The following is a 25,510-nucleotide window of genomic DNA, read 5'->3' on the forward strand; positions in this document are numbered from 1 at the left end:
CCACCCGATCTAGCAGGTCGGCTACCACTCGCTCGCGAGCATGGTGACCGAGCCCGATCGGGTGGGCGGTAGCCATCGTCCGACCATGTCGCTCGGAGCGTCCGACACGTAGAGAGCAGAGAGCGGGAGGCTCCCGCTCGGGGCGGGCTCGTACGAGACCTGGACCGCGTCGACCGTCGCGTCGAGGACGATGAAGCCGCCCACGGTCACCCAGAGCCTGTCAACCGTCGTCTCGATCACCGCGCCGGGAGTCATCGCGCCGCGCGACGTCCCGAGCATGCGAGGAGACAGCGTCCACCACCCCGCCGTCGCCAGCACGGCGGTCCGCATCGTCATCGAGGTGTGAAAGCCGTAGTAGGCACGCCCGGTCTCCCAGTCGACCGCGTCCGTTCCGGCCATCGCGCGCTGCGGTCCCCCACACCTCACGATCAGTGTCGAGGCGAACGGTCCGAGTGCGTGGCGATCCAGGCTGGGCATCCCGTGCAGGAGATCAAGGGTCGCGAGCGAGACCCGCGGGTTCACGTACCCGGGGACGGAGACCGTCGGCAGGACTCCGGATGCGATCAGCTTGGCACCGGCCGTCGAGCCGTGACCGACCTTGCGGATCGCCTCCCTCATCGAGACCGTGCCCGGCGCCTCCCATCGTGATCCCGAGATCTCGCGCCACACGCGGTGCGGCACGTCGGGCGCGGACATGCGGCAGAGGTTGACTGGCGGATTCGCGGGCGGCACGCCTCCATCATCCACGCCACGACGACGAACGCCACCCTCCGTTCGCGCAGCCAAGACGTTTCCTCCCCCTCGAACGACTGATCTGCCCTATAGCAGGTGCTAGACACGTGACCCACGTAAGCCATATTCTCGCTGCTCCGGGGAGATGCAGGGAACCAGGGGGACGAATGCGGCCAGAGACGGCAGTGTGCGGGCACGGGCGACGGCAGGCGGCGAGGTAGATGGCGATCTGCGATCACGTCGTGTTCCGTGGGTGGTGCGACTCGTGCGTGCAGGAACGACGTCACGACGAGCAGCGCTACTGGCACGAGCAGCAGATGAAGTCCGCAGAGTGGGCGCGGGAAGCCGAAGCGAAGTGGCGCGAGCAGGCGCGAGACCGTGCGAACGCGCGAGCCTTGCGCGCGGAACAGTCGGCGCGCACCAGCGGCGCGACCACGCGCTCGTCCGGCGGGACGAACTGGATGCTCTGGCTCGTCGTCATCGGAGCCTTCGTCGTCGTCGCGCTGGTCTACCTCGTCGTGCACGTGATCATGAACGCCCTCCCACTCATCGTCCTGGCCGGCCTCGCCGTCCTGGTCATCTGGCTCGTCGGTCGCTGGAGGGCCTCGCGCTCGGACCCAGCCGCAGGGAGGCCTGCAGCCGGGTGGTACGCCGACCCGAGGGGTACGAGCGGGCTTCGCTGGTGGGATGGCGCGCGCTGGACCGGGGCGACACGCGCTGACGCGGACCCCGCGGACCGTTTCGAGAACGGCGGTCCGCAGCGGCAGAGCGAGACCGGCTGATGGTCCGCCGCTACACGGTGCCGCTCCCCGTGCCGCACGACGTCGAGACAACTCTTCGGAGGATGCGAGCCGCCGAGTCGACTCCCGAGACTCGTCACGCGACCAACGTTTACATCGCGTCGCTTTGCCACGCGGGCTGGTCTCTGCGCTCGATCGCCAACGCGTTCGGAACGACCGTTCAGGCGGTCAACGCGAGGAAGTCGCGGGTGTCGGTCGAGGAGGTCATGTCCGACGTCCCTCGACCGGGCGACGGATCAGAGACGATGCGCAGACGTCGTCAGGTCGGCGACTCCGAGCGCGAGGAGATCCTTGAACTGCAGGCGCTCGTGCAGCCGCGCGCCCGCTCGATGCCGGTCCACTCGCCCCCGGTGCTGGCGAACTACAAGCTGGCCTGGATGTATCAGCGAGAGCTGGCCGCCGGATCTACGCTGCCGGACCTCGCGCGTGATCTCGGCACGTCGGTAGAGCGGATCGTCGCGCACCTGTACCGCTTCGGCTTCCATGCGATGAAGCGCGCACAAGGCCCTGCCGGCAGTCGGTGTTCCGAGTCCGCTCCACCTCCGCGCACGAGTGCACCGGAGCGATCCGGACGTCGGCGAGCGTGAGCGCCCCGGGGTCAACCAAGCAGGTCGAAAGCCGCGCGGTGTGGGTACTCGCTCGACGACCGGGACTTGCGCTGCCGTTCTAGGTCGTCATGCGCGGTGTGGCGGAGCTCAGCCCCCGAGAGGCGCCTAGCAAGTGGCGGCACGCCGACTCCAAGACGCCTTGACGAGCAGCGCCGCGAGTCTGGCTATCGCTGCGGGTTTTGCAGTAGCAGAGGAGCGAACGCTCAAGCATAAGTGGATTATGCAATAGTCTCGCGAGCCGCTCCGGCTCCGAAGGTCGCACTCTCGAATCGCGAGGCTGCGAGTAGGAGAGACCGACCAGAGTTCAGGGGGACGGGCGTGTTCAGTCAGTTGATGGCCAGCTTCGGGTCGTACGTCGCGCCAGTTCTCGTGGCCACCGCGACGGCGACCATCGTGGCCCTGCTCGCGGAACGGCACTTCGCACACGGCCGGGGATGGCTTCACCGAGGGTTCCTGGACGGTGCCGCGATCGGATCCGCGGCTGCGATCTACTTCCTCGCGCTCACGAAAAACCCGTCCAGCGCGATCGACCCCGCGATCGTCGACCTCGCCCCCGGGCTCCGTGCCGACCAGATTCCGACGACGCCCGAACGGGCCCTGAGCCTCGTCCCCTTCGGTGAGATCGGAGACTTGCTCTCCAACTCCGTCAGCGCCTCCGTCCCACTCTCCCAGATCGGCGGCAACGCGGTCCTGTTCCTTCCGCTCACACTCGCGCTCACGGCGCGGCTCCGACTCCCCGTAGCGCGCGGCGTGCTGGTCGGGATCGCTTCAGTGGTCCTCATCGAGGTGCTGCAGTTCGCCCTCGGGCTCGGTCGTGTCTCTTCCGTCGACGACGTCATCGTCGCGACGCCCGGGATCGTCCTCGGAGCGGTGCTTGGTCGGCTGCTCGGACGCCAGCGGAACTCGTCGAGCGGACCCACCCGGATCCGGACCTGAGACCTTCACGGCCGTAGGCCGACCAGAACCCGCCTTCGGCCGGAGCTCAGGCATTCTCGACCTCGGCGTACAGCTGTTCCGCGACCTCCAGGTGCTCGCGCGAGGCAGACTCCTCGCCCTCCTCCTCGAGCCGAAGACGTTCCTCCTGGACGAACTGCAGCAGCGCCGTCGTCAGCACGTAGTAGGTCGCGCTGTCGACCTCGAACGTCACGGAGCCTTTGCGCTGTGCCTCGGCAGCCGCGAGGACGCGGTCCAGGGCCGAGTGAGCCGCGTGCAGCGCCTCCACCACATTGACCTCCCACGGGGAGCCTCGGGAGGTCACCCACCAACCGGAGGTCGGCTCATCTCGCACCACGCCGTCGAGCTGAAGGAGTTGCAGTGCAGCACGCACAGCATCGAACGAAGTCGAGTAGTGAGTCATCAGGACGTGGACGCCGGGAAGCTTCTCCCCGGTGAACCACTCGCCAGCGTCGATGCGCGCACGAAGGTCTTCGGCAATCAACTCATGCAAGGCACCCATACGAGAATTATTCCCCGACCAGTCTCTAAATGCAAGAAACTTGGCGTCGATAAACGACCGATTGTCGACGCCTTCCACGGAGGCGCCGATTCAGTGCTGAATTGCGACGAGAACTCGCGTCGAGAATCAACGTCGAAAAACACTGTCGATAACGCGGTCGATAGAATAGAAGCGTGATCGTCTTCGGGTACGCCCGGGTGTCGACCAAGGACCAGAACCCGGACCACCAGGTCGACGCGCTACTACGCGCTGGCATCTCCCCCGACGACATCCACGTCGACCACGCCAGTGGCAGCCGAGCCTCCCGACCGGAGTTCGACATCCTCATGCGCCGGCTGCGAGAGGGCGACGTCATCGCGGTGACGCGACTCGACCGGCTGTCGCGATCGGTCCAGCACCTCATCAACCTGAGCGTCGAGCTCCGTGACCGTGGCATCGGCCTTCGAGTCCTCGAGCAGGGCATCGACACCTCGACCCCTGAGGGCAGGGCCATGTTCGGGATGCTCTCGGTCCTCGCGGAACTGCAGCGGGAGATCATCGTCGCCAACACGAGGGACGGACTGGAGGCCGCGAGAGCGAGGGGTCGGCGGGGCGGACGGAAGCGACGCCTCAGCATCGCCGAGGCCGAGATGGTCGCCACGTACTGGGAGCGGGGGGTCGGGGTGTCCGAGATCGCCCGACGCATTGGCGCACCACGCACGACGGTCTACGGCTACCTGCCGTCGTAGAACGGTCGCAGCCCCGCAGTCGCTGGACGGCGCACACCGACGGTCAGGCTGCCAAGGCGCCTTCCATGAACGGCCGGCCGACGCGACAATGGCATCGTGACCCTGACGGAGTTCTTGCTGGCCCGAATCGCGGAGCGGGAGGCGGCCGCTCTCGAGGATGCGGAGTACTGCAAGCGCGTGGATGCGGCGCCGCACCAGTACGGCCTGGCCGAACGCTACCGTGCGCGTCTACGCATCTACGAGACGGAACTTGCCCTTTGCGCCGACATGCGCAGTTTGGCCGAGCCAAGGCCGAGCCCTCATGCTGACGAGGACTTCGCGCAGCGTGTACTCGCCCGCATGTTCTTTGCCGAGCATCCGGATTACAACGAAACTTGGCGTCTCTGACTGCCCGCTCAGCCCGGCACAGGAAGGGGCCGAGCGCACGCCGCTGGTATGTCGCGATCAGCATATTCCGGCATCGGCCGGCGCGCGAAGAGATTGCTGCAGTGCCCGGCGATTATCGCCGCGGAATCGTGCCAGGTTTTGGGTCTCCACTCAGTAAGGGGACATTCATCGCGCCAGTCAAACCGCGGGTCGAGCCCCGCGTTGCGCTGTTTACCGTCGCTTACCAAGGCCCGGCAGGCCGCCACGGACCTCCTTAACCGAAGGTCTCGTACGAGATGTGGCCGCGTCCCGCTCGGCCGCGGCCCGAGCATCGGTATTCCTCCTACGTTGATCGAGGATCAGTTGCCGCCTTCTCTCAATCTCCGGATCAGGTGGGACTGGTGAGCTCGCTTCGGGGGCACCCTGCTTCGCGAGTTCGCGCAGTCGCTCGCAACTCCCACAGATTGGTCGGCCCTCAGCGCGAGAGACTTCGATCGCCACCTTATCGGTGAAGCGTTCGGCGTCGCCAGCAAACTCACCGCAGCGCGCCCGGCCGGGCGAGACTTGCTCGTGCAGCTTGCGCCCCGCTCGGAACCATTCTCGATCTCGCTGCACCATACGAATACGGTACCCTACCCGCCCACATCCACCAGTACGCGTGCGTTGACGGGCAGCTACCGGAATACTGGCTCTCTGGCACGCTTGGCTGCTCGGGGAGGCCGCTACTGACGCGCAGTTCGACTAACGATGCGGCGAAGGCGAGCCGGATTGCTGAGAAAGTCGAGGAGATAGAGCCACGCAACCAGTCCGAGTTCATGAGGAACACGGCCATCGTGTATGGCGAGCATCGTTGCGACTTCTTCGCGCTGCGCGGCCTTACTTCGGACTGTAGTGAAACCGTGGGTCGCATCCCGAAGCATGTCGACGTACTTTGCTGCCGCGTCGACGGCGGCAAGGGGTGGCTTGTCGCGCCGGAGTCGCACCCTCCCGTCCGGCTCGCGGATGAAGAACCCGTCCTGCACTTGCCGTAGGGCCTCCACACCGCGCCGTGCTGCGGGAAGGAGGATCTCGTGCGCGTCGCCAGGAATGGTGGTCTCAAGCTGGGTGAGCACAGCGAGCGCATGGGTGTGATTGAACATGGTCAGCAGGCTGAGCCCGTTTAGAGTCATCATGGTGTCCATGACCGTAAAGAATGCGGGCCGGCGCGCATGAGTGTCGTGGTAAGCGAGAAGTATCGAGTTCACTCGGCGAAAGACCTGCTCGACACTAAGGAGGTTCTGCAACGCGATCGTGGGCTGGAACTCATCGGCTAGGTTGGCGAAAGCGCCTGGGTCGGTGAGCACGCCGAACATCAAGTCGAGCTGCTCGGACCACCAGGTGATGGCGGCTTGCGGTGTGTTCGTCGCACCAAAGGGCGCAAAGGTCACGCCTTCTTCGGGGCCGACAGTAGTCAAGGTGCGAATGAGCTCGTTCTGGACTTCGCGCGTTCCAGATATCGGTCGGCCAAGGGAAAGAAGCACCGTTCCGTGCACTCTGTAGACCGGCAACGCCCAGATGCCAGGGCTCAGGGCAGCGAGGAGTGGGGCGACGTAGGCATCGATCACGTATACGCCGTCAGATAGTCCCCCTGAGGAGTCGAAGGCTCGACCGCCTTCAGCGTGTTGAGCCATTACGTGGCTGGGGTCGCCCTTGGAGAGGCGTTCGTCGTAGGAGACTCTGACGAGGACCGAGATGAGCTTGAAGCGGTGAACCAGGGCTTCGGATCTCCGGACCATGTGGACAGAGGCGTGCGGCAGCACGGTCGTTCCATCCTCGGAATAGACGATCGTCCGTAGCGCAGCTGCCGCTTCGAGGGTGCGCGTAGCGAGGTCGCGCTCGTTTGCGGTGGCCAACTGGACTCGAAGGTGGTAAAGCAGGGCGGGCAGGTCGTCGTCCACAGGCTCGGCCGGTATCCGTCCACGCGCTGCGAGTTCGGCAAGAATTGGTCGCTCGATCTTGGGATCGGCAAGGCTCGACGTCAGACCGGAGCCCGCCCCGGGCCGTCCACGTTCGTCCACGAGTACCGCGTTCTCGACCAGGTTCGGACGCGTGCGGCGATAGGCCTCGAACGTCTGGAGGTTCAAGCCCTTGCTCGCCGTGCGGGCGCGAAGTCTCGCGCGCTGGAGGTACTCCTTCGGCTTCCCGCCCCACATCCAGGACGGCACGACAACGGTGACCATGGTGGGACAGAGTGCCATGCGCCTCTGACACGTCCGTGAACCTGGCACGCCAGAGTTCCGGGCGGCGCGTGGCCGCGTCGGCCAGCGTCGCCACGAACACATCAACCGTCCACGACGATCCCGCTCGTCGGGAGCATTGAGCCTCCTGGCAGCATTCGTCGAGCCACCGAACAGAAGAGCAGGGCTTGCTCGCTCGGCCGTCATTGCTTCCGAACGTGTCGTCTCGGCGAGAATGACGAGCTGAGCCCATGGGGATGGCCGCCATCCCGCCGAAGCGATCACGCAGGGTCATGTTGCACCTCGTGGCCAGCAGGAGCCTGGGCTCAGGGACACGTGGGCTCAACGACGGTCCGCGCCTTGTCAGACCCGAGTGCCATCCTCGTTGATGTGTCCATGCGACACGGTCAGGTCGGACCGGCAAGGAGGTCATCATGATTCCGACTGTGGCAAACCTGGACAGCTGGCAGGCGATCGACGCGGCGATCCGATGGGCCGCGCCGGACGCCCGGGCTGTCCTTGTGGGGGCGAACCGCGACGAGAGCGAGGTGCGGATCCCCACCGAGCCCGGGATCTACCACTTCGTGGCCCCGGACCACGAATTCCCGAGCCCGACTCCCGCACCGCCGACGAGCACGCTCTACGTCGGGGAGGCGCTCGACCTACGCCGACGGGTCATGGGCACCGAGCTCCGGGGCACCCACGAGGTAGCGACCGCTGCCGACCTGTTCGACGTCGAGTGCAACGTCGTCGACCTCTTCCGCGGGCTCGGCGCGTACGGAGCGGTCGTGACCGCCTACCCGCTGCCTGGATGGACGAAGACAGCGCTCAAGGAACTCGAGGCATTCGTGATCCTCGCGCACTTCCAGCGCTACTTCCTGCTCCCCAACTACAACTCGGGGGTCTGGGAGTTCGGCCGCGACTCGGCGCGCGGATGCGCGTGGCACGCGATGCGTGATCTCGTCGCAGGTCGCAACGCGCTGCTCGCTGGCAGCGATCTCTCAGCACGGACTCCCGAGGCCGACCGCCTCCGCGAGCTGCTCGTGCACGCATAGCGAACTCACCCGGCCGAGCGCCGCCACCGGATCGTCACGACCTCGACGACCCGGTGGCGGCGCTCTGCTGGAACATCCGCTCGACGGCGCGCCTCACGTCGTCGACCGACTCCATAGCGATCCTCAGCGACTCCCTGATCACGACGTTCTCGGACACGTTCATCTCCTCCGCGAGCTCGGCGATCTGAACGAAGGTCGCGTCCTCGACGATCGTCTGCACCCGACGCGGGGAGTGAAGGATGCCGTGCGGCGCCCTTCGCCGGCCCGGGGCACCCGATCGCATCCTTCCCCGACGGTAGCCAGGGAGCTCCGGATCGACGCCCGGAAGTTCGTCCAGCAAGGAAGTCATCTCCGCCTCCTGAATATAGGAATTCCGCATTCTCTAGTAGCGATTCTAATTCTAGTAGACGCTGCTCTATTCGCCTTCTAGAGTAGTTATTATCGAGAGCAATTCTTCGAGGCGAGAGAGGAAATGCAAGATGGTATCCGAGCTGAACTACATGCGACTGTTCATGGACCTCGATACGTCCCATTACCCGGAGATGGCCCCGCCCTCGGACTTCGATCCCGGCCCTCCCGGCGCGACAGCCATGAAGCCGTGCGGCAGCTGGTGGTGCGAGGACTCCGCGGCTACTCATCTCGACCGGCCTCGGTGCGTACCGTGCGAGGAGATGCTCGTCGCCACGATGGCGGGCGCGGAGGTCGACGTCCGGATCGCACTCGGGCTCGACGTCGACGACGACCTGACCGAGGCCGACGCGTGGGTGGACGTCCGCGCCCGATACCTGACGCTCCTGGCACGCGAGGTGGAGTCGATCCTCACGGAGGGGGCTCGGCGACGCTACCGGATCGACGTACGAGAGTTTCAGCTTCCGCTCGAGCGGAGGGCGTACTTCAACATCGACGATCTGACGGTCAACGCGGAGATCGACGCCCGAGTGCGTCGACACATCCCGCCGGATGAGGAGCTGCGCCCCGGCGATCGGCTCATCTTGGCGTCGCGCTACGAGGAACTGGTCGAGGAGCGCGTCAGGGCACTCTGCGACGACGTGCGCCGCCAGGAGTACCTCGACGCGCAGGGCAACTCGTTCGTGGAGGTCCCCGACGAGACCTCGTTCACCGACCGGCCGCGAGTGCTCCGGCTCGTCGTCGACGAGGAGGGCTGAGTCGGTGCGCCGCCCCCCGACGCGGCGACCGGACGCTGGCTACGCTGGAACTCAAGATCTGGTCATCGGCGTGATCGTGACCGTCGTGGTGATGGCCATCGCGGTGGCCTGGCTGTCCAGGACGGTCGGGGCCTCTGCCGCGAGCCAGGTCCAGAACCAGCAGCAGTCGGGCATCTCCGGTGCCCTCAAGCAGATGTCCCGCGAGATCGGCGCGGCAGATCCTCTGCTCCTCGCGGAGCCCTCCCAGGTCATCACGCAGACGGTGCGTGACGGAGAGTGCGTCGGCTTCCGCTACCTGCTGACCGGGGCCGGGGACCAGCGATCCCTGATCACGCAGAGCATGGGGTCCGGCGAGCCGACCTGCGACGACGGCCCCATCCCGAGCGACCCCACGTCCTGGCCCGCTCCGCCGACCCCGAACCCCGAGGGCAACGCCGTCAGCAACGGGTCGTCCACGGTGCTGGTCAACCGGGTGGCCCCGGACTCCGACGGCGTCCCGCTGTTCGGCTACTACACGGCCGACCAGGAGGTCTGGGACCCAGCGGCCGGCCCGCAGGCCATCGCGCGCGTGGACATGGTCATCACGGCCTACACGGTCCGTGACGGGTACGTGACCCTGACGACGACGGCAGTCCCCAGGAACGGGACGCCCGGCTCCGGCGTGGTCGAAGAACTCCCTCCGCCTCGCTGCCCCTCCGTCACGTCGTCCGTCGCTGGCGGTGCCGTAGCCCTGTCCTGGACCCCGATCGACGGCGCCACGCAGTACACCATCGTCCGGACCCAGGGGAACTCGGTCACCCTGAATCAGACCATCCCCGCCACGGACTCCCCGTCGTGGACCGACTCGCAGACCATCGAGTCCCTCCCCGGCGTCCTGACGTACACGGTCTCCGCGATCACCCCGTCCGGAGCGTCCGCGGCCTGCACGCCTGTCGTGGTCTCCGACCAGCTGGCTCCGCCGAACCTCCAGGTCCAGGTCCAGCCCGGGCCGGCTCCGTCCACGACCGTGGGCGCCGCCGGGTGGGACGGCAACCGAGGCGGGGAGCAGCCAGCCACGACGCCGTCGTACGTCATCCGCTGGGGCTCCGGCGCCGCAGGTACCGCTCCCGTAGCCCGTGCGTCCGGCTACCAGGTCCAGATGTGGGAGATCAACCCGGACTCCGGCAACGAGGTCTCCGGGGCCTGGAGGACCGTCCCCGGCACCGAGGGCGCGAACACGAACCCGAACCTCACCAGCGTGACCGTCTCGAACATCGACGGCGTCCTCTGGAACCGGGAGTTCAAGTTCCGCGTCCAGGCCCTCGGCTCGACCGGCGCCTCTCCCTGGACGACGGTCGAGTCCAACTCCGGCGGCTACGCGACCGGCCAGTCCGGGAAGGACACGGCCAACCGCGGGATCAAGACCTACCCGGCGTCCCCGGAGATCGCGGTCACGACGACGGGCAACGGGGTCAACCAGGTCTCCTGGACCGCTCCCGCCCCGGGCGTCACGTACCAGCTCCAGGCTCGCATCGTCGATGCCAACGGCGCTCAGGCCTGGGCGGACGCGACCAGGACGCAGTCCCTGTCGTACACCCACACCGGCCGGCCAGCAGGAGTCTGGACGGAGTACCGGGTCCGTGCCTGCAACGCGATCCCGTACCCGGCAGCGACGCCTCAGTCCTGCGGTCCCTACTCGCGGTACTTCCGTTCCGCGCAGCCCGCCCAGCTCACGGCCTCCAACATCTCCGTGAGCAATAACGGGGGCTGGGGCACGAACACGGTCTCCTGGCACCTGGGCACCGCACAGGTCGCGGACTCCTTCGACGTCGCCGTCCGGAACACGTCCACCGGCGCGTCCTGGTCCACGATCTGGGGCGGCACGACCGCTCGGCAGGCGAACGAGGGGAACAAGCGGCGCGGCGACTTCGCCCAGTACCAGTACCGGTCGTACATCGACGCCTCCGGCCCGCGAGAGGTCGGCGGGGGCTGGTCGAACTGGTCCGGTGCCACCGCTCAGGCATGGCACCGTCCGAACGCCCCGACCTGCAGCGCGACGACGACCTGGAACTCCGTCACTCTCAGCGCCAACACCGGGTCCGTCTACATGAACCCGGCAGCGGCAGCGTCGTGGGAGGTCCGGTTCCAGGGCATCACCGGGGCGTCCGGCACGACCTGGACGGACCCGAACCCGAGGATCGACCCGCTCACGACGTACTCCGGCGTGGCACGAGCCGGGAACCAGGCAGGCTGGAGCGAGTGGGGCCCTGACTGCGCCCCGACCACCCCGGCACCTCCGATCCCGGGCCTTCCCGCGTTCGGTGCAGGGGCCACGTTCGGCCAGGCCCAGCCCGGCAACGACATCGACTACATGTCCATCGCGGGCATCCAGGTCAACTTCGGGGTCTCCGAGGCCGCTACCCGGTACGACGTGGGCTGGCGGTACCGCTTCCTTGACTCGGGCGGCTGGTCCGGCTGGAACCCGAGCAGCAGTCCCGGCGCCATGGCAGGCGATACGGCCATCGTCGGCGGGTGCGTCTTCAGCAGCTCTGAAGGCGTCGGGTCGCCCCAGGTCCGCGTTCGCGGCGTGAACTTGACCGGTGCTGGCCCCTGGCGGACGTACGACGCGCGTGCCGTGCCGTCGCCGGGCTGCTGGTAGGACGCAGCGGTCGATTCCCGATCCCGTAAACAGGAGGTTCCACTCATGAAGCGCATGCCCGTCACCGCCGCCACGATCGCCGCTGTCGCGTCCGTCGCTGTGGGTTGCACGTCCACCGGCCCCGTCGACCCTGGACCCACGGCGTCGGACACCGGTCCGGAATACACCGACGTCGCCGCGGGCGCCGAGATCACGGCCGAGCAGGCGGAACTCCTCCCTCCCGGTCAGCGGGCCTATGAGCTGCAGGACGGCCGCCTCGTTGTGATCGACGAGGAGAATCGGACCCCGGACGCGGTGGTCGATGATCTGCTCAACGAGGGCCTCGCTGTACCGGCATCGCTACCCGAGGACGCGACCGACCTCGAAGCCGTCTACACGGCGCACGCGGCCAGCTCGGACTTCATTGCCGAGATGCGCGAGCGGGGCGTGGAGGGGGTCTACGTGCTCCGGCCGACGGTCGCGACGTGCGACGGGAGCCACGACTCCGAGGCAGTACCGGGCTGGATGGGATCCGAGCGCCGGGTGTCCAGGGACGGCGAGACGGTATGCCAGTTCTGGCCCGGGGCCGTGGAAGGGGCGATCCAGGGCGCGCGCGACTTCATCGCCGAGGACCTCGGGGAGGACGTCTCTGAGTGGACCATCCTCGTCCTCGACGGGGAACACTCGCAGACCTACCAGCCCTGATCGCTCACCCGTCCTCGCTGGCAACCTCACGCCCGGCAGCGGCGACGGCGTCAGCAAGCTCGACGTACGGGGTCGGACCTCCAGCGCGCTCCGTAACCCAGGTCAGCGGCATCGAGGCGCCAGCGCGTTCGACGACGTCCCGTCGCGGGAGCACGTGGAGCTCCCACTGCCCTGCGGAACTGACAGACACGCAACTACGCTCACCCACATGAGCGACCCCGTGACCCCCGCCGACCTCGAGCGCGAACTCGGCGTCTCCGCGAGGAAGATCCGCGACGTCCTGCGCGCCGAGTACGGACTACTCGCCGAGCGAGGTGATACCCGCTGGGAGCTAACTGCCGAGCAGGCCGACAGCGTGCGGCGAGCCCTCGGTCGTGGCTGACCGCCCAGTCACTCCCGGCGACCTCGCCCGCGAGTTCGGGATCTCAGCATCTGTAGTGCGACGCTGGCTGCGCGCCAACGCGATCAGGCTCGAGGTTGTTTGGGAGATCGACGACGAGACCGCCGCTGCCGCGCGCGCCCACTTCACAGCCACAGCGGCCGTTCGAGATCACGTCCCCGGAACGTGCACGGTCGACGGATGCGACCGCACCGCTCGTGGCCGCGACTGGTGCAAGATGCACTACGACCGGTGGTACCGAACCGGGAGCACCGAACTGACCCCACGCGGCGCTCATCAGGTCGCCAAGACTCACTGTCCAGCCGGCCACCCCTACGACGAGCACAACACTGTGGTCTACGCAGACGGTCGGCGCCGCTGCCGAGTCTGCCGTCGCGGACATCCCTGACGTACGACAGGTCGGCCCCAGGGCACCATTGACCTATGCCCTCACCCAAGCGAGAACCTGCGGACAGGCACGACGTCACCGTGAAGAACGTCCACCCGGCGGCGCTCGCCCACGCCCTGCGCATCGCCGACGGAGACCGGTCACGCCTCCGCTTCCACGACGACGGGACCGTCACGGTCGAGAACGCGGCTCGCGTCGCCCGACGTCCAACCCGCTGAGCGGCCTACGCTTCGGACCATGAGCGACATGATCGACGCGCCCGGGCTCGTGTGGGTCAAGGATCCGATCGATCCGGAGACCGGCCTCCCCAACGGCGATAGGCCTACCAAGCGACACCACGAGGACTGCTGGCACTGGTACCACGACGACCGCGGGAACCTCATCGGCCCGGCACCCTATCGAGCCAGCGAGGAACAGATGCATACGCTCGATCCCTGCACCAGTTGCGCGGGCTCACAGAGCCGCGGAGGAAGCGGAGGACGGACCCTCCTCCGGGAAACGACTGACCAGTGCCCCGTGTGCCATCAGATCCGGTCGCTCTCGGGAGCCTGCGACTGCGACTGACGTCGGAACCTACTCGACGAGCATCCAGACGCGCTGCAGCGGAAGCCGTGACTGGACGTCGTCGGGCAGCCGGTCGTAGACCCTCATCACGGCGTCCACGACCTCGTCTGCCGTCCACGCTCGGATTCGGAACTGCTGCTTGTAGACGGAGTCGCGGGCCTGCTTGCTCAGGCCGCCCCACGCCACGAGCAGGCCGTGATCGGCGTCCTGCTCGTGCACCACGCCACTGAGGTCTCGCACGACGCTGTCCGAGATCTGGGCGCCGGACTTCACCTGCACGACGACCTTGGGGGACTCCATGCCCAGGACACCGCGCCCGGCGATGATGTCGATGCCCCGATCCGCCCCGATCGCCGACTTCCGGCAGGTGAACCCCTCCGCCTCGAGGATCGCGAGCACGAGCTGCTCCAGTCCGTCACCGACGAACTCCTCCGCGATCCGAGTCATGATCCGGTCTCGTGCCACCTGCACGATGTCGGTCTGAGCCTCGGGGTCGTCCACCGAGTCGTCGTCCTGCGCGGCCGCCACGACAGGACTCTCAGCGACGCTCCCGAGCTGCCCGGGATCCGTGCCCGTCGCGAGCAGCGCCTCCAACCGAGCCACGGAGTTGTGACGTGACGGCGCGTACACGGTCAGCACGCTCCCGAGCGTGTACAGCAGGTCCTGCTTCACCGCGCTGCGCGGCAGGTCGGTTCGCTGCCAGTCGACCCGCACGACGTGACGACGATCCGGTGCCTCGTCCGCCAGGTACTCGTAGCCGCCGGTCACCCGCCCGAACGCGACCGTCCCATCCTTCGCCGGGAGGACCATCAGGTGCCCTGGCTGGATCCGATGACGCAGCGCGAACAACTGTCCCGTGTAGTTCGTGACCGTGCCGGGCTTGGCGTCACCGTAGGCGTCCGCGACCAGCTTCCCGACGTGCTGGCGCGTCTCGCAGCCCGTCAGGTCCGGCACCTCCGGCCATCCACCTCCCGAGAGCCCGTTCTCCAGGGACCACGCCTCGCGCTCCCCGTACTTGCCCTCACGCACAACCCACGCCATCGTCATCGCGCCACCTCCGCGCACACGATGGCACGAATCTGCAGATCATGACGAGTTCGAGACCCGAAGAGGACCGCCCCGAGGCGCCGGTCGTGGCGGGACTGGTGGCTGCGCCGCGCAGCCCCGGCACCCGATACCGGTCCGTGGATCGGCAACGACTACACGTAGACGACCAGTAGCGTCCCGATGATCGCTGCCACTGCGGCCACTAGTTCAACGAGTGCCCCCTCCCGCTCCGGGACGTTGCTCGGATTCCGGTGCTTCTCCACCACCAGGCCGACCAGCACGGTCGCACCGAGCAGTGTTGCAGTCGCGCCGACCCTCGCGAGCACGTCGCCCAGCGCCGTCGTCCCGTTCACGCAGAGATCGATGGCCTCGCCGTCTTGGGTAGCCGCCTTGACCACGGCGCAGTTTTCTACCCTGCTCGGCATCCCAAGGAAGAGCATCGGACCTCCGAGCACGACGGCCAGGGTCAGCACGAGATGGAGGCCCCGACTTGACTGCGGAGTTCGCTGGGAGCTTGCAGCGATCTGGCGTCTGCCGTTTCGCCGCGGCCCAACGACGCCTACCAAGACGAGCAGAGCAACGGCGACCCATCCTCGAAGTACCCGCACGATCTGACCTCCTCTCCGGGCGCTGTCCGAGCAGCGACTCCCCTGGCGGAAGGCTCCCATAGCGCTTGATTCATGCAGCGCTCGCTGCCGAGCATGGAACATGCCCAGTTGTACTGTCTGAACCATGGCGAACAGTTTCACCGCAACTGCCGGTCCGCCGCCGCAGACTGACCGCTGGGGCAAGTGGTGGTGTGCGTGCACGTGCGGCTGGAAGCAGTCCGTCGCCGGGACGACTGACCGCTCACGCAGGGCCGCCGAGAACTGGGCGAGGTCGCACCTAAAGGAGAAACACGGCGCGAGTGATCTCATCGAGAAGGCACGCGGCAAGACTCTCAGCGCGCAAGGCTATGACCAGCGGCTCATGACCAAGGATGAGGCTCGCGAGTTCGTCGACCGGGTCCGGGCGGTCTCACCGCACCATGGGTCGTCGTCGAGGCCTGGGCCGCGGGTCAGGGAGATGCCCGCCACCCTGTGGACGTGCGCCGCGTGGCTCACGGCATCCGGGTTGGCGTCCATCCCCTTGGAGTCGGTGTCCGAGCCGCGCCCGGGGCCGATCTTGCACCTCTTCCTCTTGGTGTTCTTTGGCGGAGCATTGCTGCTCTGCGTCGTGGGTATTCGCGAGGCGCGCCGCTGGCGACTTCGGCAGGTCCCCGCGTATCTCGAATCGATCGGGTTCTTTGGGCGAGATGCGTACAAGTGGAGTCCCCCCAGAGGCACGGACTCGGACATGTCCAAGTCGAAGCGCCAGATGCAGCACGAGTGGTATGGCGATCGCCGCGGCCTGAACTGGCGAGATCGTGAGCGAGCGGAGACGTCAGATCTCGACGCCGAGACCTACATCAGCAACGTCCTCGAGGACGATAAGGACTGACCTTGCGCGCAGCCCAGGAGCACCCGGCCACGATCCACGACCCGCACTCCGCAACATCGCGGCCTTCTGCCACGACAATTGGAGACACTCGCTAGTCGCGAGAGCAGATGGGGTAGCAGGAGACCCGCGAGGGGACCATCAGCGCCCGCTGACGTCGTTCGCGCGTCGACGTACGTAAAGACGACCTGCGGCCCTCTGATGGGCTCTGGCGAGTTCCGCCTCACTCTGCTGCTCTGGCCAGGAGGTGGCCCTCCACGCGGTCCGCATTCGGGCCCGGCTTCGGTTCTGCAGCATCGAGGGCGACCGCGAGAGGTCGCTCGGTGGCATCGAAGAGCTGGAGGAGGGGCGCAGGCTCAGCGGCAGTCGTCACAACGACTCTTCGTATCAGACCTCCGAGGAAGCAAGCGAGTTTCCGACGGCCAGATCCGATGCGACCTCCGCGCGCACACACCCTCGCTGGATGAGGAGGTCACTCGTCCTCACTTAGAGGCAGGTCGAGGCCCATGACCTCGCCCAGCAGACCGGTCACCAACGACGCCGCGGATCGCCCGCGCCGCTTCCACCTGAGGCGCCTCCGATCGGCGTCTGACATGAGCATGGCGGCGTCCCTGACCTCGCAGTAGAGGGTCTCCGCAACCGCCCGCTCATCGCGCCCTCTGACGATCACCACAAGGGCGCCGACGAGGCCCACCGCGAGGGCAAGCACACCCCCGAACTTGAGGCCCGCCTCAAGGTCCGCTCGGGTCATCCAGAGGACCCCCGTCAGCACCGCTGCAGCGATCAGCAGGGTGTTCCTCAAACGCTTCCGAGAGGCTGCCTTGAGGTAGGCATCTCTGCGGGCCAGCCAGCGCACGCCATCGTCGTTGAGGGACCCCTCCGAAGTGAACATCAGGAGGTCCGGCTTGAGGGTCACCTTCGGATCCTCGTGGACCTCCCGCAGCGCGACAAGGTTGAGGTGGGTGAAGTTCCTCAGCGGGAGTCCGGCGCCACGGTCCGACTCTGACGCCTTCCCGTCGCTACTAGTAGCAGGAGATATCTCCAGGTACCCGCCAGCGCACTACTCTCTCGCCTCCTCTCCAGATTCCTCTATCTGTAAATGCCCATCTGGAGGCGAGTCGCGGATCTCATCCGCGTCGCTGCCGCGCCGCTCACGATCCGGTCTGCGGTATGACATCCGCATCGCTCCGCGATGCATGACGGACCGGCCCCCGCCGCGCCTGCAGCGCGGGCGTTCCGGCGCCGCAGGCGGGCGCCTCTTCTCTCGCCTCAGACAGATCCAGACGAGAGACAGAGCCGCCCGCCGCGATCGCCTCCTCGGGGCCACGGCACGCCCACCAGAAGAGAGCCGACATCTCTCTGCGCGCGGGCGAGGCACGGCGCTGCGAGCGGGCCCTGCGGCGACGCTGATGCGGGGCTGCTGCGGGGGCTGGACGGCGTCGGCGAGCGGACCCGAGACATGCACCGACCGCTACGTCTGGGTGTTCGTGAGGTGGCGCCCGATGTACCCGACACAGACGAGGCCGCTGCCGGCAGTGTCGTCGAGGTAGTAGAGGCGGGGGTCGTGCCGCGCGATGCGTGCAAGCTTGAAGTGGGCGCGCATCGTGGCAAACCCGGTCGGCGAGACCTGTTCAGGTACAGGCAGCTTCCGCTCCTCGCCGTACCGCTCCATGGTGGTACCGGTCTCGGTGGGCGCATGCCGGTTGTGCGGGAACATGCGGTAGCCCATGGGCTGCTCCTCCAGGTACTGCTGGACGCCTCCCGTTGCGACGCCGTCGGCACGTGCCCTGACGAAGTCCACCAGCGCCATGAGTGCCTGCCACGTCGGTAGGAGCGCCTTGCTTGCATGGTCGATCTCCTGGAGCCCGAGGACGGTGTCCTCGTCGCAACGGACGGCGACTCCTCGTTCCTCAAGGCTCGGAAGCCGCTCGACCAGCTCCACGTAGGAGGCAGGCGCAGGGTCCTGCTCGTCGGGGTCCACACCGTAGGCGAGGTCAGCCCGCTCCAGCTTCACCAGCTGGCTGCCGAGCCAGGCGATCCGCCGTTGCTGCACCTCGACGGTCTCCTGCAGCTCAAGGACGTCGGTCTGTTCCTCGATGAGGTCCTCCTTCCGGCGCTCGACGTCCAGCCGGAGTGCATCGACCTGCTCCTGGAGGGCCTCCATGCGGCTGGAGACCTGCTCCATCGCCTCTGACGAGGGTCCTGAGGTCGCTCGGTCGAGGACCTCCAGGAGGGTGGCCTCGTCGAGGTCCTTCACGCCGAGCGTCTCCCGCACCCGTCGAAGCTCCGCGAGGTGTCGGTCGGCCTCGGTCGCCTCTGCCGTGGGTGCAGGAACGGACGGAGGCGGAGGCGGCCCCGGAGTCCTCGCAGGGCGCGCCGAGTCCCGCATGGCCGAGGTGACGGCAGCGGTCTCCAGACGCTCGAACGTGCGCCGCCAGGAGGCGAGCTCGGGCGGCGTGGGCCGGGACGCTCCGATCTGCCGAGCGACCCCGCCGAGGAGGGACTTGAGGTACCCCGTCTTGACGTTGCCGAGCCTGGCGGTCCCGAGGATGCGGTTGGCTCGCGCCTCCGCCGTCCGCGAGAGGTCGATGCCGGGAAGGTACGTGCGGACGGTCCACGGCGGGGCCTCCCACGCCCTGCCCACGACGCGGGAGAAGTCGGCGGTCGCGCCGGGGTCGAGGACGATGACGTGCCCGAGTCCGACAACCTGGTCGGTCCACTTCCCGACAAGGTCGGCGAAGCGGTCGTACGGCAGCCGGTCGTCGGTCCCGGCGATGAGGCAGACACCGTGGCGGCGAGGATGCTCGAGGAGCTCCCTTACCTCCTCGATGCCGCTCACGTGCACCCTGCGGGGGGCGACGCTCAGTTCGGCAGGACCGTCCGCGAGCGGGAGCGAGGCGAGGAGGAACCGCGCGAGGTTGGGGGTCGCAACGTAGTTGCCCATGTCGTTAAGCACGTCGAGGGAGACCCACCCGTCGGAGGGCCCCTCGACCGAGGTAAGCCTGGTCCTGAAGCGACCGGCCTCGTTCCGCTCCTCCATGACGAGCCGGAAGGCACGCGCGCCGCTCGACTCGTGATGACGTACGTCCAGCCGACGGCCGTCGGGGTGGTGGAGCGTCCCGGTCCAGCTGAGGTCGACGTCCCAGTCCTTCTTCTCGCGCAGCCAGGTCCGGGTCTGGTCGATGACCGTCTTCAGCAGCCCGTCCACGGAGGAGTCGGCAGTCCAGAAGGCTCGGTAGTCGCGGCTACCCGGAGCCGCTCTCTCGACTCCCCTGACGAGATCCGTGCTCGCCGCCGTATCCACCCTGCTCTGCGTCCCCACTGACATGCCGAGAGGATGCCACCTTCCGGACGCTCTGGGGTCGACGACGACGGGTGAAATGGCTGTCGACGTCCTCAAGACCCCCATGGTGGTGCCCGAGGCCGTGCGCGTCGCCCGCGAGTCGTCGATGGCTGCAGTGACACCTCTATGGGATCGTGTCGCCACGAGCACGGACGACCGAGGGGGACGTAGCCGGATGCCGTCGAGCAGTGACCCAGCGCCCAGCGAGGAAGCGTGGGTGGCAGGTGCCAACCTGCACCTGAACGCACGCAAGGCGCGCTACGGAGTCGCGTACCTCCGTGCGATCGCAAGCCAGGCTGGCTGGAGCCTCCAGGAGACCTCGCCGGACGAGGACACGGAGGCAGTCGATGCGACGCTGGGCTTCGTGGAGGGATCGGTGCTGGTGCAGGTGAAGTGCGGAACACGCGAGCTTCGGAACGGGCACGTTCGCGTTCCGGTGACGGACGAGTGGGTCCGCAAGTGGAGCAACAAACTGCTCCCCGCGTACCTGGTGTACGTCCGGGTGCCGTCAGACCCACGGAGTTGGTGCACACCGGGTGACCGGTTCACGAGCCACGCCGCGCTCGGCTACTGGGCGCCAGTCAACAACGTCGCGCTGGGACCGTCGGTCGAGGTCTCGACCCGGCTGACGGCGGAGACCCTTCCGCAGTGGCGCTCGGACTTCCTCGGTCGCTTCCAGGGCGGGAGCGCCGCATGAGGATCGGGAGCATCGGAACCGAGAGCACGGTCGAGCGCGCTCTCCGCGAGTACCTCGACGCCCAGGGCTGGCGCCCGTCCGGGAACCCGGGGCCGTACGGCGACCTCTGGGCACGCCCGAACACGAGCATGATGATCCCGGTCCCCCACGACATCCGGTACGGCAGCGACGAGTGGGACTCGATCGTCGGACGCCTGGCCGACGTAGACCGCCTGCCACCGGCCACTGTCGCCTTCAAGATCACGCACTGGTCGATCGACGTGGCGCACGCACGTGCTGCCAACGACATCGTGATCGACGACACGATCCCCTTGGCGGCGGGGACGCAACTCCTCAACTCCTCCTGGCGGATGCTCCGAGCCGTGGCGACGACCGCTCGGGGACCGAAACCCCAGATCAAGGGCAATTACAGCCGCCTGGGTGACCTGACGATCGCGCACGCGCGCATGGCGCACACCCAGCGCGGGTCATACGTCATCCCCATCCTTCTGCCCTTGACCGATGTACCAGAGACGAAGGATCAGCACGCCCTGGAGGGCATGGAGCACGTCGCTCCGGAGCCCGAGGAGCGGCGGGTCATGCGGACGTTCGCCGAGTCGCTGAACATGATCGACCGCGTCGCCGTCCAGCCAGACCGGATGCCGACCGGAGAACAGGTCATGCAACTCGTCAACGCCGGCGTGAGCCGCGAGTTCGCGAGGGCCCTCTCGGAGCTGCTGCAAGAGGATGCTGTGTCGACCTTCTCGACGACCTTCGACTGGGCGCCTTCGATCGAGGCGCCCGGATCGGTTCCGACGGCGGTCGAGATACCGTCCGCTGCGGCCGAGGTGGTCGAGCGTGTCGCGAGCCGTCTCCTGAGCCCGACCAAGAAGCCCGGCACCGAGGTGCTGATAGGACCGCTGATCGGGATCCGCCGGGAGTCGGACGACACGTTCTGGGAGCTGCAGATCCAGGCCGTCAGACACTCGCGGCCAGCCGAGATCTGGGTGACCGTCCCGATGAGCGTCGGGGAGCTCGCGACGGAGTGGATGCGGCGTCGGGAGACGGTCGTGGTCTACGGCAACGTGGAGCGGGGCGCGGGAAACCACCTGCGAGTCGTACGGCCGCAGTCTGTGATGCCGCTCAACGAGTCGATGCTCTCGTCTGACTAGAGCCCGAGGTCCTCCCCATCCCTTGCGCAGACCATCGGCTCCGCACGAGCGAGAGGACGGGTGAACATTCGGTTCCCCGCGACCTACTAGCGGGAAGCGTATGGGAGCATCGGCAACGTGACGGAAGACCCGCGCGCGCGACGGCGTTCCAAACTAGCCCTGGCCATCAGCGGGACGAGCCTTGCGATCGCCGCTGTCTCCTTCGCGATCTCAGTCTGGCCAGAACCCCCTCTGACAGGCGGGGCAGACGACGTGATCGCTGGCACTGTGCCGGCACCAGGAACACCGAGCAATCAACTAGGTTGGAGCGACTCTGTGGGAGGTCGCGAGGCTGTTCCCTACGCGGGAACGACCGCTACCTCGTCACACCCATACTTCAACTCGTTCGTCGACGTTCCGGGTCAACCTGGTGCCGGTGGCGATGAACGGAGGTACATGGGTGCCTCCACGTTCGATGACGAGAATGCGGATCCGTGGGCTGCAGAGCACTTTCTGAGTCGAGATGTGTCGACACAGATTGGCTCGCTTGTACGGGTGCGCATCTACATTCACAACAACGCCGCACCACAACCCGACTGCTCTGCCCTCGAAGGCGAGACGGTAGCCGAGAACGCGAGGGTCAGATTGGCAATCTGGTCCTCGCAAGACGGGAAGCACCACACCGTGCGGTCGTGGATAAGCGCCAACAACGCCGAGCCACGCTGGATTACGGACGCAATCGCGGTCCGGACCGATCCCGCCAGACTCGTACCCGACCTTGAGCAATCCGCGAGCTACATGCAGATCCCGCAGGGCTACGAAAACAGAATCGTATCAGACGAGATTCTCGACTCGGGTGGCACGCAATTGGGTGTAGCGGGACTGGTCGGCGCCTGCTGGGAGAACCGGCAGTGGATTGGAATCCCATTACGCGTAGAGGCGCCGTAATCGCATGGCCATGATGCAAAAGCTTCCACCTGGCGCGGGTGGCACCCGTTCGAGGCATGGTCGGCGTTGCGCCTGAGCCCGGCTACTGCCACGATTCGCCTATGTCGGCACGCGAAAAGTCGCGGGATCACCCTGCATGGACCGCCGTCCAACGAGTTGCCCTGCTGGTAGGCCTCGTGGGCGGCTCCCTCGCCCTGTACCAGTTCGTCCGGGAAACTTGGTTTCCGCCAGAGACAGCGCCCTACATCGGCGAACTTGACGGACTGGCCCCCGCCTCTGCGGTTGGATGGGGCGAGGCCAGTGCCTACCTCGGGTGGAGCGACGCCGCGAATGGGCGCGAAGCAGTCCCATACAAGGCAGAGGACACCGTCGGGACAGACGGAGTGGTCTTGAACGCCATCTCCGGGGTGCCGAGCCAAGGGGACGAACGGAAATTCGTAAGAGTAAAGGCAGTGGATGGAGACAATTCCGACCGAAATACGGGCTGGAGTAGGGATGTAGTTGCAGACGTAGGCGGGCGCCTCGAGGTCAGGATCGTGGCAAGCAATAGCGCAAATCCTCACAGCAGCAATTGCAGCGACCTAAGCGGTGTTCGGGTTGCGGAGGATGTCCGCCTGCATCTCAAGACGTGGTCGGACGAGACGGGTACGTACCACACAGTTCGCGCTTGGCTTACTTCCACCAACTCGGATCCCAGTTGGGTGACCGACGCAGTCGTGGTCCGATCTCCTCGCGCGGCGAAGCTCGAACTGGAATCTAGTGGTGCCGTCTGGGCTTGGGACGCTACCCGGCCAAGCGGAGATCAGGGACACGTCCTGCCCGGCAACGTGTCGGAACACGGAGGCGTCCGAATTGGCGTAGACGGAAAGTTGGGAAGTTGCTGGGAGAATACACAATGGATGATCGCCAAGCTCACCGTGGACCCGCAATTCGACCAGTAGAAGCGTTTAGCCGATTTGAGGCGAGGCTGAAATTGCTCTTCCGGCCTTTGAGCTCGACGGAGTTCAAGGGTGTTGATGGTCGCACACATCGCGCCCACATGTCGCGAGCACTTTGCCCTTCCGACAGCGGATTTCTGACAGTGCTCCCTCCCCGGCACTGGAGCCCAGCGGCGAAGGGCCCTATTCAGCAGACGTCATGCTCACAGCATCCGGTTAGGATTTGCGCGGAGGGAGGGGCTACTCTCGAAACTAAGAGCGTCGAGCACGGAGATCCGACATCGCCGTTGGGCCAGTACAGGAGCAAGCGGAGTGAGCCCATTTGACTCCCGCGGCGCCCTGATCCCGGGGCGCTACGAGAGCATCTGCGCCGGTGACCTCACCGCAGAGCATCTCAACCGACTTGTCCTCTCCGAGGACGTCGATCACTGGGAGGGCTGGGGGATGCTCACCCGGGTCATTCATCGGCCCAACTACTCGCTCCTTCGCGTCATCCTCTGGCGCGCGCCAGCACGCCGACCGGACTACCAACTGGCGCCTACCGAGAAGGTGTCCATCGAGACGCCAGAGGCGCCGGAGGAGATCAGCTAGCTTCAACCGTCCCAGGTTTACACGACTCTGACTTGGCCACGCGAGGTGGCCACAGGATCCTCGGCATGAACTCGATCGATGACACCCAGTCGGACTCGGTACCCGCCTCCAGGCTCGTCAATGCCGCGCGCCTCTCCTCAAGGCACGTCACGTGCAAGGCGACCGTCTCGGATCTGCCAGGCGAGCACACTGGTCGGATCCTCAAGCTCGTGCACTCCCCCGGCGCCGTCCGACTGGCCACGGGCTGCCCCGAGACCGGCGTCCTCGACGTGACCCTCGCTCCGCACGCACGGGTCCGGGTGTCGGATCGAGGACGATCGACGGGGTACCTGACGACCGGCGACCTGACCGGCGAGCACGTCGGCCGCCGGGTCGCCAACGACGAGGTCGAGCCGTACATGATCACGTGGACGGGCTCACCGACCGTCGTCGAGATCGCCCACGAGGAACGTACGACCTCGCTCGCGACGAGCGACGGGCGGCAAATCGAGGTCACATCCGACACCGCCGTACGCGTCTGCTAGCCACCTCCGAGCGTCCGCCATCTCCGACCGGAGGTGGCGGTTGCTACTTTCCGCGCGAGCGAGCGCTGGAGGCCATGTGGCGACCCTGGACCGGGACTGGAACTTCGTAGTGCGGGAGTTCGAGCCCGTGGAGGCAGGCGACCTCTGCCAGAACCACCTCCATCGGCTGATGCGGCGCCGCGGTGACACGGCGTGGCGCCTCATCACGGTGGTGGAGCAGGTCGCCGGACGGGTGACCGCGACCCTTCAGCCGGACGCGATCGTCGTCGAGCTCGCACCGAGGGACGTCGTGGACGTAGAGACGCCCCGCCAGGCCCCGTGAGGGCCCCTCAGGAGCGCGAACGGACGCGAGACGTACGTCGCGAGCGACGCGACGCCATCGGCGCTCAGGTGGCCATCCTCGCGTTCTCCACGAGCAGCCACTCCGGACGTCGAAATCCCGATAAGAATGGGCGAGAATAGAGTCGTTCGCGAGACTCCTCGCGAGCACCGTCCGCTTATCGGGGTGAGAGATGACCGAGGTTGAGTCGAGGATCTTCGGATTCCGGTCGTACGCGATGACCGAGTTCCCGGTGAGCGAGCTATGCGGCGTTCAGATCGGAGTCGAGATGCGCCTTCCGGAGTCCTACGGCCCCGACTCGTGGAGTCAGATCCGGGCCGTCTTCATGAGCGCAGGAGACGATGCCATCGAGGTTGCAACGGACGCCGGTCTGATCGCTCTTCCACTGACGGGAACAGTCGTCCTGGGCAGGCCGGCGTGACCGAGCAGGCGGAGCGCGACGACCGGATGCTCGGCGTGGCCCTGGCCGCCGAGTTGAACGCAGGCCACCTGGGGCGTGACGTCCGGCTCGGCAGCAAGGGCGTCGACTACGACACTCCGTGGGTCGTACTCCGATCGGTAGTCCATCACGGCGACGGGACGAGGGTGGTCCTGGGCGACGACCCGCCCAGGACCACGAGACGTGATGCGATGTACCTGATCGACCTGATGCCACCAGCCTCTAGCTGAAGCACC

Annotated in this window: 28 protein-coding genes; 20 read left to right on the forward strand and 8 right to left on the reverse strand. The window is 66.9% G+C overall.

The genetic code is table 11. From position 1 onward, the window contains the following. Nucleotides 1-21: 21 nt before the first annotated feature. Entirely contained in the window at nucleotides 22-786 is a 765-nt protein-coding gene (locus B8281_RS15920) for a hypothetical protein (protein WP_157446649.1), read from the reverse strand. 167 nt (nucleotides 787-953) lie between these two features. Here B8281_RS15920 and B8281_RS19570 point away from each other — a divergent pair, with 167 nt between their 5' ends. From B8281_RS19570 to B8281_RS15935, 3 genes are all read left to right on the forward strand, one after another. Then, nucleotides 954-1,514 carry a DUF2510 domain-containing protein gene (locus tag B8281_RS19570; protein ID WP_198163081.1) on the forward strand — a complete coding sequence of 187 codons (561 nt, stop codon included), beginning with the start codon at nucleotides 954-956 and terminating at the stop codon, nucleotides 1,512-1,514. A gap of 62 nt (nucleotides 1,515-1,576) precedes the next feature. Further along, a complete protein-coding gene (locus tag B8281_RS15930) occupies nucleotides 1,577-2,119 on the forward strand; it encodes a hypothetical protein (RefSeq protein ID WP_157446650.1) in 543 nt (180 codons plus the stop codon). 354 nt (nucleotides 2,120-2,473) lie between these two features. Beyond that, complete coding sequence (locus tag B8281_RS15935) at nucleotides 2,474-3,076, forward strand: VanZ family protein (RefSeq protein ID WP_157446651.1); 603 nt, start codon at nucleotides 2,474-2,476, stop codon at nucleotides 3,074-3,076. A 46-nt stretch (nucleotides 3,077-3,122) separates the two neighbouring features. Here the strand turns inward: B8281_RS15935 and B8281_RS15940 are convergent, their stop codons facing one another. Next, a complete protein-coding gene (locus B8281_RS15940) occupies nucleotides 3,123-3,674 on the reverse strand; it encodes a winged helix-turn-helix domain-containing protein (protein ID WP_157446652.1) in 552 nt (183 codons plus the stop codon). Between the two features lie 95 nt (nucleotides 3,675-3,769). Between B8281_RS15940 and B8281_RS15945 the strand changes: the two genes are divergently transcribed. After that, nucleotides 3,770-4,324 carry a recombinase family protein gene (locus tag B8281_RS15945; RefSeq protein WP_198163082.1) on the forward strand — a complete coding sequence of 185 codons (555 nt, stop codon included), beginning with the start codon at nucleotides 3,770-3,772 and terminating at the stop codon, nucleotides 4,322-4,324. A gap of 96 nt (nucleotides 4,325-4,420) precedes the next feature. Next, nucleotides 4,421-4,711: a hypothetical protein gene (locus tag B8281_RS15950; protein WP_085388217.1), complete on the forward strand. Its 291-nt coding sequence runs from the start codon at nucleotides 4,421-4,423 to the stop codon at nucleotides 4,709-4,711. A 701-nt stretch (nucleotides 4,712-5,412) separates the two neighbouring features. Here B8281_RS15950 and B8281_RS15955 read toward each other — a convergent pair. Beyond that, a complete protein-coding gene (locus B8281_RS15955; protein ID WP_085388218.1) occupies nucleotides 5,413-6,909 on the reverse strand; it encodes a hypothetical protein in 1,497 nt (498 codons plus the stop codon). A gap of 431 nt (nucleotides 6,910-7,340) precedes the next feature. Between B8281_RS15955 and B8281_RS15960 the strand changes: the two genes are divergently transcribed. Then, nucleotides 7,341-7,961 (forward strand): hypothetical protein, encoded by a 621-nt coding sequence (locus B8281_RS15960; protein WP_085388219.1) that lies wholly within the window; start codon nucleotides 7,341-7,343, stop codon nucleotides 7,959-7,961. Nucleotides 7,962-7,995: 34 nt separating this feature from the next. On the opposite strand, the gene B8281_RS15965 is transcribed toward B8281_RS15960, so the two are convergent. Beyond that, nucleotides 7,996-8,181, reverse strand: a complete 186-nt coding sequence (locus tag B8281_RS15965; RefSeq protein WP_085388220.1) for a hypothetical protein — start codon at nucleotides 8,179-8,181, stop codon at nucleotides 7,996-7,998. 259 nt (nucleotides 8,182-8,440) lie between these two features. Here B8281_RS15965 and B8281_RS15970 point away from each other — a divergent pair, with 259 nt between their 5' ends. The 6 genes from B8281_RS15970 (at nucleotide 8,441) to B8281_RS19330 (ending at nucleotide 13,801) form a co-directional block, all read left to right on the forward strand. Then, nucleotides 8,441-9,127 (forward strand): hypothetical protein, encoded by a 687-nt coding sequence (locus tag B8281_RS15970; protein WP_085388221.1) that lies wholly within the window; start codon nucleotides 8,441-8,443, stop codon nucleotides 9,125-9,127. A gap of 70 nt (nucleotides 9,128-9,197) precedes the next feature. After that, complete coding sequence (locus tag B8281_RS15975) at nucleotides 9,198-11,765, forward strand: hypothetical protein (RefSeq protein ID WP_085388222.1); 2,568 nt, start codon at nucleotides 9,198-9,200, stop codon at nucleotides 11,763-11,765. 45 nt (nucleotides 11,766-11,810) lie between these two features. Continuing rightward, nucleotides 11,811-12,449 carry a hypothetical protein gene (locus B8281_RS15980; protein ID WP_085388223.1) on the forward strand — a complete coding sequence of 213 codons (639 nt, stop codon included), beginning with the start codon at nucleotides 11,811-11,813 and terminating at the stop codon, nucleotides 12,447-12,449. Nucleotides 12,450-12,657: 208 nt separating this feature from the next. Then, the gene (locus B8281_RS15985) at nucleotides 12,658-12,831 is read left to right on the forward strand and encodes a hypothetical protein (protein ID WP_157446653.1); all 174 of its coding nucleotides are present in this window, start codon (nucleotides 12,658-12,660) and stop codon (nucleotides 12,829-12,831) included. 441 nt (nucleotides 12,832-13,272) lie between these two features. Next, on the forward strand, nucleotides 13,273-13,455 hold the full coding sequence (locus B8281_RS19325; protein ID WP_157446654.1) for a hypothetical protein: 183 nt from the start codon (nucleotides 13,273-13,275) through the stop codon (nucleotides 13,453-13,455). Nucleotides 13,456-13,474: 19 nt separating this feature from the next. Then, nucleotides 13,475-13,801 carry a hypothetical protein gene (locus tag B8281_RS19330; RefSeq protein WP_157446655.1) on the forward strand — a complete coding sequence of 109 codons (327 nt, stop codon included), beginning with the start codon at nucleotides 13,475-13,477 and terminating at the stop codon, nucleotides 13,799-13,801. Between the two features lie 9 nt (nucleotides 13,802-13,810). Here the strand turns inward: B8281_RS19330 and B8281_RS15990 are convergent, their stop codons facing one another. Then, nucleotides 13,811-14,848, reverse strand: a complete 1,038-nt coding sequence (locus B8281_RS15990) for a restriction endonuclease (RefSeq protein WP_085388225.1) — start codon at nucleotides 14,846-14,848, stop codon at nucleotides 13,811-13,813. A 152-nt stretch (nucleotides 14,849-15,000) separates the two neighbouring features. Further along, nucleotides 15,001-15,321, reverse strand: a complete 321-nt coding sequence (locus tag B8281_RS15995; RefSeq protein WP_157446656.1) for a hypothetical protein — start codon at nucleotides 15,319-15,321, stop codon at nucleotides 15,001-15,003. 259 nt (nucleotides 15,322-15,580) lie between these two features. Here B8281_RS15995 and B8281_RS16000 point away from each other — a divergent pair, with 259 nt between their 5' ends. Then, nucleotides 15,581-16,327 (forward strand): hypothetical protein, encoded by a 747-nt coding sequence (locus tag B8281_RS16000; RefSeq protein ID WP_157446657.1) that lies wholly within the window; start codon nucleotides 15,581-15,583, stop codon nucleotides 16,325-16,327. 469 nt (nucleotides 16,328-16,796) lie between these two features. Here B8281_RS16000 and B8281_RS16005 read toward each other — a convergent pair whose 3' ends face one another. After that, a complete protein-coding gene (locus B8281_RS16005; RefSeq protein ID WP_085388228.1) occupies nucleotides 16,797-17,240 on the reverse strand; it encodes a hypothetical protein in 444 nt (147 codons plus the stop codon). 555 nt (nucleotides 17,241-17,795) lie between these two features. Further along, nucleotides 17,796-19,652, reverse strand: a complete 1,857-nt coding sequence (locus B8281_RS16010; RefSeq protein ID WP_157446658.1) for a hypothetical protein — start codon at nucleotides 19,650-19,652, stop codon at nucleotides 17,796-17,798. A 52-nt stretch (nucleotides 19,653-19,704) separates the two neighbouring features. Between B8281_RS16010 and B8281_RS16015 the strand changes: the two genes are divergently transcribed. From B8281_RS16015 to B8281_RS16045, 7 genes are all read left to right on the forward strand, one after another. Further along, the gene (locus B8281_RS16015) at nucleotides 19,705-20,364 is read left to right on the forward strand and encodes a DUF4365 domain-containing protein (protein ID WP_198163083.1); all 660 of its coding nucleotides are present in this window, start codon (nucleotides 19,705-19,707) and stop codon (nucleotides 20,362-20,364) included. Beyond that, nucleotides 20,361-21,515, forward strand: coding sequence for a hypothetical protein (locus tag B8281_RS16020; RefSeq protein ID WP_085388231.1), 1,155 nt, complete (start codon nucleotides 20,361-20,363; stop codon nucleotides 21,513-21,515). Before B8281_RS16015 ends, B8281_RS16020 begins: the two co-directional genes overlap by 4 nt. Nucleotides 21,516-23,692: 2,177 nt before the next feature. Further along, nucleotides 23,693-23,971 (forward strand): hypothetical protein, encoded by a 279-nt coding sequence (locus tag B8281_RS16025; RefSeq protein WP_085388232.1) that lies wholly within the window; start codon nucleotides 23,693-23,695, stop codon nucleotides 23,969-23,971. 65 nt (nucleotides 23,972-24,036) lie between these two features. After that, nucleotides 24,037-24,495 (forward strand): hypothetical protein, encoded by a 459-nt coding sequence (locus B8281_RS16030; RefSeq protein ID WP_085388233.1) that lies wholly within the window; start codon nucleotides 24,037-24,039, stop codon nucleotides 24,493-24,495. A 76-nt stretch (nucleotides 24,496-24,571) separates the two neighbouring features. Further along, nucleotides 24,572-24,817 (forward strand): hypothetical protein, encoded by a 246-nt coding sequence (locus B8281_RS16035; RefSeq protein ID WP_085388234.1) that lies wholly within the window; start codon nucleotides 24,572-24,574, stop codon nucleotides 24,815-24,817. Nucleotides 24,818-25,007: 190 nt separating this feature from the next. Continuing rightward, the gene (locus B8281_RS16040; protein ID WP_085388235.1) at nucleotides 25,008-25,256 is read left to right on the forward strand and encodes a hypothetical protein; all 249 of its coding nucleotides are present in this window, start codon (nucleotides 25,008-25,010) and stop codon (nucleotides 25,254-25,256) included. Next, entirely contained in the window at nucleotides 25,253-25,504 is a 252-nt protein-coding gene (locus tag B8281_RS16045) for a hypothetical protein (RefSeq protein ID WP_085388236.1), read from the forward strand. The genes B8281_RS16040 and B8281_RS16045 overlap by 4 nt, the downstream gene beginning before the upstream one ends. Nucleotides 25,505-25,510: the final 6 nt, after the last annotated feature.

Source organism: Cellulosimicrobium sp. TH-20 (assembly GCF_002105775.1).
In the GTDB taxonomy this organism is placed as follows: domain Bacteria; phylum Actinomycetota; class Actinomycetes; order Actinomycetales; family Cellulomonadaceae; genus Cellulosimicrobium; species Cellulosimicrobium funkei.

What these genes read in the sequence shown, in the direction of transcription:
- B8281_RS19570 (WP_198163081.1), top strand. Translation starts at nt 954, where the DNA reads ATGGCGATCTGCGATCACGTCGTGTTCCGTGGGTGGTGCGACTCGTGC.
- B8281_RS15930 (WP_157446650.1), top strand. Translation starts at nt 1,577, where the DNA reads ATGCGAGCCGCCGAGTCGACTCCCGAGACTCGTCACGCGACCAACGTT.
- B8281_RS15935 (WP_157446651.1), top strand. Translation starts at nt 2,474, where the DNA reads ATGGCCAGCTTCGGGTCGTACGTCGCGCCAGTTCTCGTGGCCACCGCG.
- B8281_RS15955 (WP_085388218.1), bottom strand. Translation starts at nt 6,909, where the DNA reads ATGGTCACCGTTGTCGTGCCGTCCTGGATGTGGGGCGGGAAGCCGAAG.
- B8281_RS15960 (WP_085388219.1), top strand. Translation starts at nt 7,341, where the DNA reads ATGATTCCGACTGTGGCAAACCTGGACAGCTGGCAGGCGATCGACGCG.
- B8281_RS15970 (WP_085388221.1), top strand. Translation starts at nt 8,441, where the DNA reads ATGGTATCCGAGCTGAACTACATGCGACTGTTCATGGACCTCGATACG.
- B8281_RS15980 (WP_085388223.1), top strand. Translation starts at nt 11,811, where the DNA reads ATGAAGCGCATGCCCGTCACCGCCGCCACGATCGCCGCTGTCGCGTCC.
- B8281_RS15985 (WP_157446653.1), top strand. Translation starts at nt 12,658, where the DNA reads ATGAGCGACCCCGTGACCCCCGCCGACCTCGAGCGCGAACTCGGCGTC.
- B8281_RS19325 (WP_157446654.1), top strand. Translation starts at nt 13,273, where the DNA reads ATGCCCTCACCCAAGCGAGAACCTGCGGACAGGCACGACGTCACCGTG.
- B8281_RS19330 (WP_157446655.1), top strand. Translation starts at nt 13,475, where the DNA reads ATGAGCGACATGATCGACGCGCCCGGGCTCGTGTGGGTCAAGGATCCG.
- B8281_RS15990 (WP_085388225.1), bottom strand. Translation starts at nt 14,848, where the DNA reads ATGACGATGGCGTGGGTTGTGCGTGAGGGCAAGTACGGGGAGCGCGAG.
- B8281_RS16000 (WP_157446657.1), top strand. Translation starts at nt 15,581, where the DNA reads ATGGCGAACAGTTTCACCGCAACTGCCGGTCCGCCGCCGCAGACTGAC.
- B8281_RS16010 (WP_157446658.1), bottom strand. Translation starts at nt 19,652, where the DNA reads ATGTCAGTGGGGACGCAGAGCAGGGTGGATACGGCGGCGAGCACGGAT.
- B8281_RS16015 (WP_198163083.1), top strand. Translation starts at nt 19,705, where the DNA reads ATGGCTGTCGACGTCCTCAAGACCCCCATGGTGGTGCCCGAGGCCGTG.
- B8281_RS16020 (WP_085388231.1), top strand. Translation starts at nt 20,361, where the DNA reads ATGAGGATCGGGAGCATCGGAACCGAGAGCACGGTCGAGCGCGCTCTC.
- B8281_RS16030 (WP_085388233.1), top strand. Translation starts at nt 24,037, where the DNA reads ATGAACTCGATCGATGACACCCAGTCGGACTCGGTACCCGCCTCCAGG.
- B8281_RS16040 (WP_085388235.1), top strand. Translation starts at nt 25,008, where the DNA reads ATGACCGAGGTTGAGTCGAGGATCTTCGGATTCCGGTCGTACGCGATG.